At 42.8% G+C, this 12,204-nt stretch carries 13 protein-coding genes; 9 read left to right on the plus strand and 4 right to left on the minus strand.

Annotation, left to right across the window (positions count from 1 at the left end; all coding sequences use genetic code 11):
- Positions 1 to 25 precede the first annotated feature (25 nt).
- From A5886_RS01290 to A5886_RS01320, 7 genes are all read left to right on the plus strand, one after another.
- A complete protein-coding gene (locus A5886_RS01290) occupies positions 26 to 1,567 on the plus strand; it encodes an ABC transporter ATP-binding protein (RefSeq protein ID WP_373404596.1) in 1,542 nt (513 codons plus the stop codon).
- Entirely contained in the window at positions 1,560 to 2,711 is a 1,152-nt protein-coding gene (locus A5886_RS01295) for an ABC transporter permease (protein ID WP_306297902.1), read from the plus strand. The genes A5886_RS01290 and A5886_RS01295 overlap by 8 nt, the downstream gene beginning before the upstream one ends.
- Complete coding sequence (locus tag A5886_RS01300) at positions 2,711 to 3,664, plus strand: ABC transporter permease (protein WP_086273282.1); 954 nt, start codon at positions 2,711 to 2,713, stop codon at positions 3,662 to 3,664. The genes A5886_RS01295 and A5886_RS01300 overlap by 1 nt, the downstream gene beginning before the upstream one ends.
- 169 nt (positions 3,665 to 3,833) lie before the next feature.
- On the plus strand, positions 3,834 to 5,000 hold the full coding sequence (deoB, locus tag A5886_RS01305) for a phosphopentomutase (protein WP_086273283.1): 1,167 nt from the start codon (positions 3,834 to 3,836) through the stop codon (positions 4,998 to 5,000).
- Between the two features lie 10 nt (positions 5,001 to 5,010).
- The gene (locus tag A5886_RS01310) at positions 5,011 to 5,829 is read left to right on the plus strand and encodes a purine-nucleoside phosphorylase (protein ID WP_086273284.1); all 819 of its coding nucleotides are present in this window, start codon (positions 5,011 to 5,013) and stop codon (positions 5,827 to 5,829) included.
- Positions 5,830 to 5,850: 21 nt separating this feature from the next.
- On the plus strand, positions 5,851 to 6,555 hold the full coding sequence (gene deoD / locus A5886_RS01315; protein WP_086273285.1) for a purine-nucleoside phosphorylase: 705 nt from the start codon (positions 5,851 to 5,853) through the stop codon (positions 6,553 to 6,555).
- Between the two features lie 119 nt (positions 6,556 to 6,674).
- The gene (locus A5886_RS01320) at positions 6,675 to 7,862 is read left to right on the plus strand and encodes an iron-containing alcohol dehydrogenase (RefSeq protein ID WP_086273286.1); all 1,188 of its coding nucleotides are present in this window, start codon (positions 6,675 to 6,677) and stop codon (positions 7,860 to 7,862) included.
- A gap of 34 nt (positions 7,863 to 7,896) precedes the next feature.
- Here A5886_RS01320 and A5886_RS01325 read toward each other — a convergent pair whose 3' ends face one another.
- The 4 genes from A5886_RS01325 to rpiA form a co-directional block, all read right to left on the minus strand.
- A complete protein-coding gene (locus A5886_RS01325) occupies positions 7,897 to 8,541 on the minus strand; it encodes an SGNH/GDSL hydrolase family protein (protein WP_086273287.1) in 645 nt (214 codons plus the stop codon).
- A gap of 116 nt (positions 8,542 to 8,657) precedes the next feature.
- Positions 8,658 to 9,344 carry a 2,3-diphosphoglycerate-dependent phosphoglycerate mutase gene (gene gpmA / locus A5886_RS01330; RefSeq protein WP_054115687.1) on the minus strand — a complete coding sequence of 229 codons (687 nt, stop codon included), beginning with the start codon at positions 9,342 to 9,344 and terminating at the stop codon, positions 8,658 to 8,660.
- A gap of 169 nt (positions 9,345 to 9,513) precedes the next feature.
- Positions 9,514 to 10,095: a recombinase family protein gene (locus A5886_RS01335; protein WP_086273288.1), complete on the minus strand. Its 582-nt coding sequence runs from the start codon at positions 10,093 to 10,095 to the stop codon at positions 9,514 to 9,516.
- A gap of 122 nt (positions 10,096 to 10,217) precedes the next feature.
- Positions 10,218 to 10,895, minus strand: coding sequence for a ribose-5-phosphate isomerase RpiA (gene rpiA, locus A5886_RS01340; protein ID WP_086273289.1), 678 nt, complete (start codon positions 10,893 to 10,895; stop codon positions 10,218 to 10,220).
- Positions 10,896 to 11,223: 328 nt separating this feature from the next.
- Here rpiA and rpsL point away from each other — a divergent pair, with 328 nt between their 5' ends.
- The gene (gene rpsL / locus A5886_RS01345) at positions 11,224 to 11,637 is read left to right on the plus strand and encodes a 30S ribosomal protein S12 (RefSeq protein ID WP_003127956.1); all 414 of its coding nucleotides are present in this window, start codon (positions 11,224 to 11,226) and stop codon (positions 11,635 to 11,637) included.
- 70 nt (positions 11,638 to 11,707) lie between these two features.
- Complete coding sequence (rpsG, locus tag A5886_RS01350) at positions 11,708 to 12,178, plus strand: 30S ribosomal protein S7 (protein WP_003127957.1); 471 nt, start codon at positions 11,708 to 11,710, stop codon at positions 12,176 to 12,178.
- Positions 12,179 to 12,204 lie beyond the last annotated feature (26 nt).

Consider the following 12,204-nt stretch of genomic DNA (forward strand, 5'->3'; position numbering starts at 1 on the left):
GGCTGAGGAAAAATATGTTGTAGAAATGCGTCATATCACCAAAGAGTTTGGAACATTCAAAGCCAATGACGATGTCAACTTGCAAGTAAGGCCAGGAGAGATCCATGCACTGCTTGGAGAAAATGGAGCGGGCAAGTCAACCTTAATGAACATGTTGTCAGGATTATTGGAACCAACATCTGGCGAAATTTGGATGAATGGCCAAAAAGTGGCTGTCACCAGTCCAACGGCTGCCAACAAATTAGGTATCGGTATGGTCCATCAGCATTTTATGTTGGTAGACGCCTTTACTGTAACAGAAAATATCATTTTGGGCAGTGAGCCCAATCGATTCGGTTTCTTGGACCGTAAGAAAGCCCGTGCTGAAATCAAAAAAGTGTCTGAGCAGTATGGCTTATCTGTTGATCCTGATGCGTATGTCAGAGATATTTCTGTCGGCATGGAACAGCGGGTAGAAATCCTAAAAACATTGTATCGTGGTGCAGATGTCTTGATTTTTGATGAACCAACGGCAGTGTTGACACCACAAGAAATCGAAGAATTGATCACAATCATGCGCGGATTGGTCAAAGAAGGCAAATCGATTATTTTGATCACACATAAATTAGATGAGATCAAAGCAGTAGCAGATCGTTGTACCGTTATTCGTCGTGGTCAATGTATCGGTACGGTCAATGTCAAAGATGTCAGCTCTCAACAATTGGCCGACATGATGGTTGGTCGCTCGGTTTCCTTCAAAACACCGAAGAAAGCTGCAACACCGAAAGAAGTGGTGTTATCAGTTGAAAATCTAGTTGTCAAAGAAAACCGTGGACTAGAAGCAGTCAAGAACTTAAGTTTAGAAGTTCGTGCAGGTGAAGTACTGGGGATTGCCGGTATCGATGGTAATGGACAATCAGAATTGTTGCAAGCCATTACTGGGTTGAGGAAAGCCGAAAGCGGCAAGGTTTTATTGAATGGTGATGAGATCACCAATTTCAAACCGCGGAAAGTGACCGAGGCTGGAGTTGGGCATGTCCCAGAAGACCGCCACAAATTTGGCTTAGTATTGGATATGATGCTTTCTGAGAATATCGCGTTACAAACCTATTATCAAAAACCACTCAGTAATTATGGTGTGTTGGATTATGGTGAAATCAATGAGTTTGCGCGAGAGTTGATCAAAGAATTCGATGTTCGGACGGTCAATGAAATTGTCCCAGCCAAAGCATTATCCGGTGGGAACCAGCAAAAAGCCATTATTGCCAGAGAAATCAGTCGCGATCCAGATTTGCTGATCGTGGCCAACCCAACCCGTGGATTAGACGTGGGAGCCATTGAGTTCATTCATAAGCGTTTGATTGAACAACGAGATAAACTGAAAGCTGTCTTACTGGTCAGTTTTGAGCTAGATGAGATTTTGAATGTTTCAGACCGTATTGCTGTAATCCATGCTGGTGAAATCGTCGGTGTCGTTGATCCGAAAGAAACATCAGAAAAAGAATTAGGCTTGTTGATGGCTGGCTATTCCTTAGAAGAAGCCAGACGCGAGTTGCAAATGGAGGAAGTAGGTGGTTCTGTTGAATAATCGCAAAACACAAATACGCAATATCCTTGTACCGATCATTGCTGTATTGTTAGGGTTTATTTTAGGCGGCATTATCATGGCAGCCTTTGGGTATAGCCCGATTCTCGGCTATCAGCAAATGTTTAAAACGGTGTTTGTCAATGCACAAACAGGCGGGATCAATGCCCGCAATATCGGTGAGATTTTTGTAACAGCAGGGCCGTTGATTTTTACGGCTCTTGGTTTCGCAGTGGCGAATTCAGCTGGTTTCTTCAATATCGGGCTATCTGGTCAAGCGTTAGCTGGTTGGGTCGCTAGTATCTGGGTGGCGTTAGCCATGCCTGATGCGCCAAGATTGGTTGTTTTGCCATTGGCAATCATTGTGGGTGCCTTATGCGGGGCAATTGCTGCGGCTATTCCCGGCTTTCTAAGAGCATTCTTTGGTACCAGTGAAGTGATCGTGACGATTATGATGAACTATATTTTGTTGTATACAGGCAATCATTTGGTCAATAACGTGATGAATGAGTCTATGATCACGACGAAAGGTGTCACCAAGATGGTCGGCGACAATGCATCGCTGCAAACACCATTCTTGGCAAACTTGACCGATAATTCTCGCTTGAATTTAGGTATTTTCTTAGCATTGATTTTCCTAGTGTTGATTTGGTTCTTAATGAAGAAGACCACATTGGGGTATGAGATTCGGGCAGTTGGTCTGAATCCGAGTGCGTCCGAATATGCTGGTATGAGCAGCAAACGGACAATCATTATTTCTATGATCATTTCAGGTACATTGGCTGGTCTTGGTGGTGTCATTCAAGGACTGGGCACATTTGAAAACTTCTTTGTTCAAGGTTCGTCCCTAAGTATCGGGTTTGATGGAATGGCGGTATCCTTATTGGGCAGCGGCTCTTCTGTCGGCATTCTATTGTCTGCACTCTTATTCAGTATTTTGAAACTTGGTGGACAAGGCATGCAGTTTGCAGGCATTCCATCTGAATTGGTTGATGTCAATATCGCGATCATTATTTTCTTTGTTGCGATCAGCTTCGTGATTCGTTTTGTATTGGCGAAAGTATTTGATGGCAAAAAAGAAGTAGCAGTCGTTACAGATATTGAAGCCAAACCAAACAATCAAGATCAGGAAGGAGGAACTATCTAATGAATATTAGTTTAATTTCTTCTATTGTTACCCAAACGTTGATTTATGCGTCACCATTGATTTTGACTGCGTTAGGCGGGATCTTCTCTGAAAGAAGCGGGATCGTCAATGTAGGACTTGAAGGCATCATGGTGATGGGGGCCTTCAGTTCGATCGTCTTCAATATTGAGTTTGCGTCCCAATTTGGTGCGTGGACACCGTGGTTGGGCATGCTCGTTGGCGGACTCGTTGGTATGGTCTTTTCATTGCTGCATGCAGTGGCGACAATCAATTTCCGCGCCGATCATATCATCAGTGGTACGGTGATGAATTTGATGGCACCGGCTTTGGCAGTCTTCTTAGTCAAAGCTATTTACAATAAAGGGCAAACGGATAACATTCAACGGACGTTGGGTTATTTCAACTTTCCGATTTTGAAAGATATTCCAGTAATTGGACCTATTTTCTTTAACCAAACATTCTTGCCAGCATATGTTGCGATTTTGATCTCTATTATTGCTTGGTTCGTGATTTTCAAAACACGTTTTGGCTTACGGTTGCGTTCAGTTGGGGAACATCCTCAAGCAGCAGATACTTTAGGGATCAACGTGTATGCAATGCGTTATTCCGGCGTGTTGATTTCTGGTTTTCTTGGCGGCATGGGTGGTGCATTGTTTGCACAATCGATTGCCGGACGCTTTGCAGTAACAACGATTGCCGGTCAAGGGTTTATCTCAATGGCGGCAATGATCTTTGGGAAATGGAATCCTCTTGGTGCGATGGGGGCAGCGATTTTCTTCGGTTTCGCGCAAAACATCAGTATTGTCGGTGGCCAATTGCCACTGATTTCTTCCATTCCGGCTGTATATCTGCAAGCAGCACCATACGCATTGACGATCATTGTCTTAGTTCTTTTCCTTGGAAAAGCGGCAGGTCCGAAAGCGAACGGAAAGAATTACATTAAATCTAAATAATTTTCAGTATGAAAGGGTGGGGCTATGGGACATGAATGTGTTGCTGTGTCCTGCCCTTTTTCTATGGTGTTTGTTGAAATCGGCACCATAGATAAATAAGCAGTTCAGCAAATATTGCTTGAATTTAGTATGATAGGATTGAAAACAAAAAAGAAAGTAGGGAATGATTATGTTTAAACGGATACACTTGGTCGTCATGGACTCAGTCGGAATAGGTGAAGCACCTGATGCTGCAGATTTTGGTGATGTGGGATCAGATACATTAGGACATATTGCCAAAGAGGCTGGATTGACGATTCCTCATTTAGAACAACTTGGATTAGGGACAATCAGACCGTTAGCTGGCGTAAAAAATATAACGGACCATCAAGGGTATGCCACAAAATTAGAAGAAATATCAGTCGGGAAAGATACGATGACAGGTCACTGGGAGATCATGGGCTTGAATATCCAAAAACCTTTCCGCGTCTTTCCGGAAGGATTCCCCGAAGAACTATTAAAACAAATCGAGGATTTCTCTGGTCGCAAAGTGGTCTGCAACTTACCTTATTCAGGTACAGCTGTGATTGATGATTTCGGTGAACATCAAATGAAGACAGGAGACTTGATCGTCTATACTTCAGCAGATCCTGTCCTGCAGATTGCGGCCCATGAAGAGATCATTCCATTAGAAGAACTGTATCGTATTTGTCAATACGTGCGAGATATCACCAAGGATGAGCCATACATGATTGGCCGAATCATTGCCCGCCCGTATTTGGGTGAACCAGGCAACTTCACACGAACCAGCAATCGCCATGACTATGCCTTGGATCCATTTGGCCAAACGGTACTAGATTCATTGAAAGATGCTGGGAAAGATGTGATTGCTGTTGGAAAAATCAACGATATCTTTAACGGGCAAGGGATCACAGATTCTGTACGGACCAAGAGCAACATGGATGGCGTCGATCAGTTATTAAACGTGATGAAGCAAGATTTTACTGGTCTAAGCTTTACCAACTTGGTTGACTTTGATGCTTTATACGGACACCGTCGCGATGTGGTTGGGTATGCCCATGCCATTGAAGACTTTGATTTACGTATACCTGAAATACTGGATGCGATGGGTGAAGATGACCTGCTGTTGATCACCGCAGATCACGGAAACGACCCTACCTTCCCAGGAACAGATCATACGAGAGAGTATGTGCCTTTATTAGCGTATAGTAAACAATTCAAAGGACAAGGCGCTTTACCGCAAGGTCATTATGCGGATATTTCTGCAACAATCGCAGAAAACTTTGGGGTAGCTGCAACAGAAAATGGCGAAAGCTTTTTACATCATTTAAATTAGAGGTGAAGAAATGACAACATTGCAAGAGAAATTACAAGAAACAACAGCGTTTATCAAAGAAAGTGGTGTCGGAGAAGTTGAATTCGGCTTGATTTTGGGTTCAGGTCTTGGAGAGTTAGCGGATGAAATCAGCGATCCTATCATCTTGTCCTACAATGATATCCCGCATTTCCCAGTATCAACAGTCGTTGGTCACGCCGGACAATTGGTGTATGGCACGCTGGCAGGCAAAAAAGTATTGGCCATGCAAGGACGGTTCCATTATTATGAAGGTCATTCTATGCAAACAGTGACATATCCAGTTCGCGTCATGGCTGCTTTGAAGGCACATTCGTTAGTTGTAACCAATGCTTGCGGCGGAGTCAATGAAACATTCCAACCAGGAGATTTGATGCTGATTACCGACCAAATCAATTTTATGGGCGCCAATCCATTGATCGGTACCAATGATGAAGCGATGGGACCACGGTTCCCGGATATGAGTCAAGCCTATCATGTTGACTACCGCAATGCAGCCAAAGAAGTGGGTGCAGCCAAAGGATTGCATTTGAAAGAGGGCGTCTACATGGGCTTCTCCGGTCCAACGTATGAAACGCCAGCAGAGATTCGTTTTGCTCGTACGATTGGTGCAGATGCTGTTGGGATGTCAACAGTACCTGAAGTCATCGTGGCTGTACACAGCGGCTTAAAAGTATTAGGGGTTTCTTGTATCACCAACCTCGCTGCCGGTATGCAAGCAAGTTTGAATCATGAAGAAGTCGTTGAAACGACAGAACGTGTGAAAACAGAATTCAAATCATTGATCAAAGAAACGTTAGCCGTTTTATAAAGAAGTGAAGGAGAGAAAAAAATGAGTGTTCATATCGAAGCAAAAGCTGGTGAGATTGCTGATAAAATCCTATTGCCAGGTGATCCATTACGGGCCAAGTACATTGCAGAAACATTTTTAGAAGACCCAATCTGTTACAACAATGTGCGGGGGATGCTAGGCTACACTGGTGTCTATAAAGGAGAGCGTGTGTCTGTTCAAGGGACAGGAATGGGGATGCCATCGGCAACGATCTATGCCCATGAATTGATCAATTCTTATAGTGTGAAAAAATTGATTCGTGTCGGCACATGTGGCGCAATCTCAAAAGATGTTCATGTTAGAGACTTGGTGATTGCCCAAGCAGCAGCGACAAGTTCATCCATGGTGGCCAAAAACTTCCAAAGTTTTCATTTTCCACCGATTGCAGATTTTGACCTATTGCGCAAAGCGTATGAAACAGCAACGGCTTCTGGCTTTACGACCCACGTCGGCAATATTCTATCTGAAGATACATTTTACAAAGATGACATGACGGAAACACTGAAACTAGCAGAACTAGGTGTGATGGGCGTGGAAATGGAAGCAGCAGCCTTATATTATTTAGGTGCGAAATTCCATGTCCAAACCCTGGCCATTTGTACAGTGAGTGATCACATCATCACGGGGGAAGAAACAACAGCGGAAGAACGCCAAACAACGTTCAATGATATGATCAAAGTTGGTTTAGAAACTGCGATTGCCTAACCGATACACCAATAGCCGAAGAGTCCGCCTTTTAAGGTGGGCTCTTTTTGCATGCCAATAGTTGCACTTTCAGCAAAAAGTGGTTTAATTAAGAAGAACGATGTTAAGGAGATGAGCGAGTGAATAATTTTACGTTTCATGTGAGCACAGATATTCGTTTTGGGAAAGATCGGCTAAATGAATTGCCAGAAGTCCTGAATACCTATGGCAAACATGTCTTATTGGTCTATGGTGGCGGAAGTATCAAGAAGAATGGTCTTTATGATACCATCATGCAACAACTGACAGAAAACAAGAATCAAGTCACTGAATTATCTGGTGTGGATCCAAATCCACGAATCGAAACGGTGGCAGCTGGTGCGCAACTATGTCGTGAACATCAGATCGATGTCATTCTAGCTGTTGGTGGCGGATCGGTCATTGATTGCAGCAAGGTGATTGCTGGTGCAGCCCGCAGCGACCAAGAACCATGGGATCTTGTCTTGAATCGAAGTTATCAAGGCAGTGCCATTCCATTGGTGACGATTTTGACTTTGGCAGCTACGGGAAGTGAAATGAACCGCGGGGCAGTCATTTCTAACTTGGAGACCAAACAAAAATTGGGTGTCCACGGACCAAACTTCTTACCGAAAGTTTCTTTCTTGGATCCAACAACCACATTTAGCGTGAGTCGTTATCAAACAGCGGCGGGATCAGCAGATATTATAAGTCATTTGATTGAGAATTACTTTAGCACGACAGCAGATACCGATGTGCAAGACGGTGTAGCAGAAGGGTTAATGAAAGCAGTGATCAAAAACTTGCCGATTGCTTTAGATACACCTGATGATTATGATGCGCGGGCAAATTTGATGTGGGCGAGTACATTGGCCTTGAACGGCTTGACAGGCAGCGGAAAAGGCGGCGCGTGGTCGTGCCACCCAATGGAACATGAATTGAGTGCATTTTATGATATTACCCATGGTATTGGCTTGGCCATTCTTACCCCTCGCTGGATGCTGCATGTTTTGAATGAAGACACAGCACCTAAGTTGGCAAGATTTGCAAGAGAAGTCTTTGGGGTGCAAGAGTCAGTCCCTGAGATTGCAGCACGTATGGGTATCCAAAAGCTCTATGACTTCTTTATATCTTGCGGCATACCAATGACTTTACCGGAAGTTGGTATCGAAAATGAGCAGCATTTCGAGGAAATGGCTCAGCAAGCTGTGGCGTTTAGTTCAATCAGCAAAAATGCCTATGTACCGCTAAGTGTTGAAGATGTTATCGCCATTTACCAAGATGCATCAACTCCTTCTTCATATATGTAAAAAAAGCGCCATTCCACACGGGATGGCACTTTTTTTATTCTCTTTCGTAGGATAAGCGGTCAAGTAATGCTTGCGTGATCAGGTGATGCCCCGCAGCTGTCGGATGGACACCATCCTCACCCGTTAATGCTTGCGGTCCATGTTCAACAGCAGCTTCAGCAAACAAGCCGTCTAGAGGGACCAATTGGCAATGATATGTCGCAGCCAGCTTTCTTAAGACATGGATCTTTGGGTCGAGATCTATGCGCCAAGCGTTGCGGTCAGTTGGATAGGGCAAGACAAAGGGTTCTAATAGGAGGATGCGGGTGATCTTGTTCTCGGTCACTTTCTCAAGAATCTGCCGCAACGTATCCTCGAACTGTTGGGTTCGTTTGATAGAACCAAAATCAGTATCGCCTACATGATGCCAAGTGTCATTGATACCGATCATAAATACCAATACATCAGGCATCAAATCAAGACAATCCTCTTGCAATCGATTCAAAACGTCTAGAGATTGATTGCCACCGATGCCTCGGTTGTAAAAAGTAAATTGACCATGTGGATAAAGCTGATTTAGTTGCTCGGCAGTCATCTTTGCAAAGCCATGCCCTAAATCAAATGGGTCTTGCCGGTTTCGATCACAATCGGTAATGCTATCGCCTAGAAATAACCATGTATCCTGATGCTGAATCTTCATATATTCTCCTTTTCGCATACGCTTTCAGTATGAGGACTATTATAAGACAACCTTGGCTGAAAAGGAAACAAAAAAAACTGTTTCACTAAAAAGTGAAACAGTCATTGTGGGAAATATTATAAGTAATATTTTTTCGCAACTGTTAAATCGTCGTTCAATTCATAAACAAGCGGTTGACCAGTTGGGATTTCAAGATCCATGATATCTTCGTCTGAAATACCTTCGATATGTTTTGCTAATGCACGTAATGAGTTACCGTGTGCAGCAACTAAAACAGTTTTGTCATCTTTCAAAGCTGGAGCAATTTCGTCTTGCCAGAAAGGTAAAGCACGTTCTAGCGTCACTTTTAAGTTTTCTCCGCCAGGTACGTCGCGAGGGTCAAGCGTAGCATAACGACGGTCGTTTGCAGCAGAACCTTCATCAGTTGCTTCCATCAATGGAGGCAATACGTCATATGAACGACGCCAGATGTGTACTTGTTCGTCTCCGTATTTTTCGGCAGTTTCTTGTTTGTTTAAGCCTTGTAATTTACCATAGTGACGTTCGTTCAAGCGCCAAGATTTGATTGTTGGTACCCAAAGTTGATCAGAATATTCTAAAATGTAGTTACAAGTTTTGATTGCACGTGTTAGTACAGATGTGTAAGCTACATCAAATTCGATGCCAGCTTCTTTGATTTTACGTCCGCCTTCGATTGCTTCTTCGACACCTTCTGGCGCTAGATCAACATCAGCCCAACCTGTAAACTGGTTTAATTTGTTCCATTCGCTTAGTCCGTGACGAGAAAATACTAATTTTGGCATGTAAAACTCTCCTTTAGATAGTCGATATTTTTTCTGAAATTTTCAATTCCCTGTTTATTGTACACTCTTTCTCAAAGAATTTCCATGATTTTAACGGAAAAGCTCATTGAAATTAAAGAACTACATAAAAAAATAAAAAAAGAGGCCTTTAAGGGGGAGCCTCTTTGGGTCAAGATAATAATTTCTGCCATTCATCTTCTGGTAGCTTTATGTACTTATAACATGTACCTACAGAAACATTGCATTTGGTAGAAATAAATTGGATGGTTTCTTTCTTTTCGTAATACAGATGGCGAATCTTCTTGACTGTTTTGGGATCGATTTTTGGACGTCCACCAATTTTGCCTTTTTTGCGGGCATTGTTCAAGCCCACTAATGTCCGTTCTTTGATCAATGCACGTTCCATGACCGCAAGCCCTTCCATTAGATTGAAATAAATATGGCCCATCGGTTGACTTGTATCGATGTTCTCTTGAAGAGAAACGAGGTGTATCTGTTTATTCTTCAATAATTCAGTTAATTCAGTCAATTGTCTAGTGGTTTTGCCGATTCGATGAAGTTCTGAGACTACGAGCATATCACCAGGTTGCATACGGGCTGCCACGGACTCTAAGGTATGACGTTCATCATTTTCTTCGAGTGAATGTGTATCGTGAAAAAACTCGTGACAACCAAATTGTTTCAATTTGATCAACTGTTCACTTGCGTCGTTATCCATAATCGTAGTGCGGGCGTAGCCAATGACTTTCATAGGTCCCCTGCCTTTCTTTTTATTAAAATATAGCATAATCCATGTATAAACGATAGGGCAATTTGCACAAAAAATAAAATATGTGATTTTTTGTGAATAAAAGAGGGTGGTTTTCCCCTCTGTTATTCACGAACATGGCTTGCAGCAGGTCCATCTGGTTGACCAACGATGATCGTGTGGACCATATCCAAGAATAAACCGTGTTCCACCACGCCCACTGTGCTGTCTAAATCAGCAGCCAGTGCTTCTGGGTCTGTGATGCTTTGCAAATGAAGATCAATGATATAGTTATGGCAATCCGTTTTGACAGGTGTCCCATCTTCAGCGGTGCGCAGTTTTGGCTGATAGCCTTTCTTTTCAAAAAGGTTGAATACTTGCTGGCTGCCGTAAGGGATGACCTCCACAGGTAATGGGAAAGCACCTAGTGTATCGACCATTTTCGACTCATCTACGATCCACAATACTTTTTTCGAATAAGTGGCGACGATTTTTTCAAATAGCAAAGCAGCGCCGCCGCCTTTGATGCCATGATAATCACTGCTGATTTCATCCGCACCATCGATCGTCAAGTCGACAACATCCACTTCATCAATGGTACGAACTGGAATACCTAAAGATTCAGCTTGTTTTTTTGACGCGAAAGAAGTAGGTACACCAATGATCGATAACTGCTCTTCTTTCACGCGGCGTCCAAGTTCTTCAATCATATAGTAAGCTGTAGAACCCGTACCTAGTCCTACTACCATGCCATCTTTTACATAACCGGCTGCCTCAATGCCGACCATTTCTTTTAAATTCATTTTTTACCCGCCTTTACACATTCATTTGATGCTTTCTATTATAATAGAAGAAGCGAGAAAAAGAACGTCCGAATCAAAATAATTTTTTGTTGGATGAATTTAGACTGCGAAGGTAAAAAAGGGGCGGACAAACAGTTGACAGCCTGGCTCAAGCATGGTATTCTATCAAAGGTGCTTTATCTACAGGTCTCTCGATGGAGACGTGCTGACTGTCTATCAAAGCATAGTTTGATACGAATGCAGGAACTGCATTATTTTTTATCGCAAAAAAAGAACCACCTGGATGTGTGGGACTATAAAGCGAATCAAGGAAGGAGGACAACTAGGGATGCCTACAATTAATCAATTAGTACGTAAACCTCGTAAATCCAAGGTTGAAAAATCAAATTCACCAGCATTGAACAAAGGATATAACAGTTTCAAGAAAGCTCAAACGAATGTTAACTCACCTCAAAAGCGTGGGGTAGCTACTCGTGTGGGAACAATGACACCGAAAAAACCGAACTCGGCTCTACGTAAATATGCACGTGTTCGTTTGTCAAACTTGATTGAAGTGACAGCTTATATTCCAGGTATTGGTCATAACTTACAAGAACATAGCGTGGTATTGCTACGTGGTGGACGTGTAAAAGACTTACCAGGGGTACGTTACCATATCGTTCGTGGTGCATTGGATACAGCCGGCGTTAACGACCGTAAACAATCTCGTTCTAAATATGGAACAAAACGTCCTAAAGCTTAATCTTTAACATATAACGATCAAATGAATCGTATTTAAATCAGAACTGATATTTCGGAAGGAGGAGTTACGGATGCCTCGTAAAGGTCCTGTTGCAAAACGTGATGTTTTACCAGATCCTATTTATAACTCAAAATTAGTAACTCGTTTGATCAACCGTGTAATGGTTGATGGTAAACGCGGTGTTGCTGCAAATATTATCTATAATGCTTTTGGCATTATCAAAGAATCTACAGGTAATGATCCATTGGAAGTTTTCGAACAAGCAATGAAAAACATTATGCCTGTATTGGAAGTTAAAGCTCGTCGTGTCGGCGGATCTAACTACCAAGTCCCTGTAGAAGTACGTCCAGAACGTCGTACAACTTTAGGTTTGCGTTGGGTCGTTAACTACGCACGTTTGCGTGGCGAACACACAATGGAAGAACGTTTAGCGAAAGAAATCATGGATGCTGCCAACAACACTGGTGCTTCTGTGAAAAAACGCGAAGACACACACAAAATGGCGGAAGCCAACCGCGCATTTGCTCACTATCGTTGGTAAGATCCTCACTGCTTTTTAATTGAAGG

The organism is Candidatus Enterococcus testudinis (genome assembly GCF_002140915.1).
Lineage (GTDB): Bacteria > Bacillota > Bacilli > Lactobacillales > Enterococcaceae > Enterococcus_D > Enterococcus_D testudinis.

Excerpts from the sequence above, each read along its gene's own strand:
- A5886_RS01290 (WP_373404596.1), top strand. The coding sequence starts at position 26 with ATGCGTCATATCACCAAAGAGTTTGGAACATTCAAAGCCAATGACGAT.
- A5886_RS01300 (WP_086273282.1), top strand. The coding sequence starts at position 2,711 with ATGAATATTAGTTTAATTTCTTCTATTGTTACCCAAACGTTGATTTAT.
- deoB (WP_086273283.1), top strand. The coding sequence starts at position 3,834 with ATGTTTAAACGGATACACTTGGTCGTCATGGACTCAGTCGGAATAGGT.
- A5886_RS01310 (WP_086273284.1), top strand. The coding sequence starts at position 5,011 with ATGACAACATTGCAAGAGAAATTACAAGAAACAACAGCGTTTATCAAA.
- deoD (WP_086273285.1), top strand. The coding sequence starts at position 5,851 with ATGAGTGTTCATATCGAAGCAAAAGCTGGTGAGATTGCTGATAAAATC.
- A5886_RS01325 (WP_086273287.1), bottom strand. The coding sequence starts at position 8,541 with ATGAAGATTCAGCATCAGGATACATGGTTATTTCTAGGCGATAGCATT.
- gpmA (WP_054115687.1), bottom strand. The coding sequence starts at position 9,344 with ATGCCAAAATTAGTATTTTCTCGTCACGGACTAAGCGAATGGAACAAA.
- A5886_RS01335 (WP_086273288.1), bottom strand. The coding sequence starts at position 10,095 with ATGAAAGTCATTGGCTACGCCCGCACTACGATTATGGATAACGACGCA.
- rpiA (WP_086273289.1), bottom strand. The coding sequence starts at position 10,895 with ATGAATTTAAAAGAAATGGTCGGCATTGAGGCAGCCGGTTATGTAAAA.
- rpsL (WP_003127956.1), top strand. The coding sequence starts at position 11,224 with ATGCCTACAATTAATCAATTAGTACGTAAACCTCGTAAATCCAAGGTT.
- rpsG (WP_003127957.1), top strand. The coding sequence starts at position 11,708 with ATGCCTCGTAAAGGTCCTGTTGCAAAACGTGATGTTTTACCAGATCCT.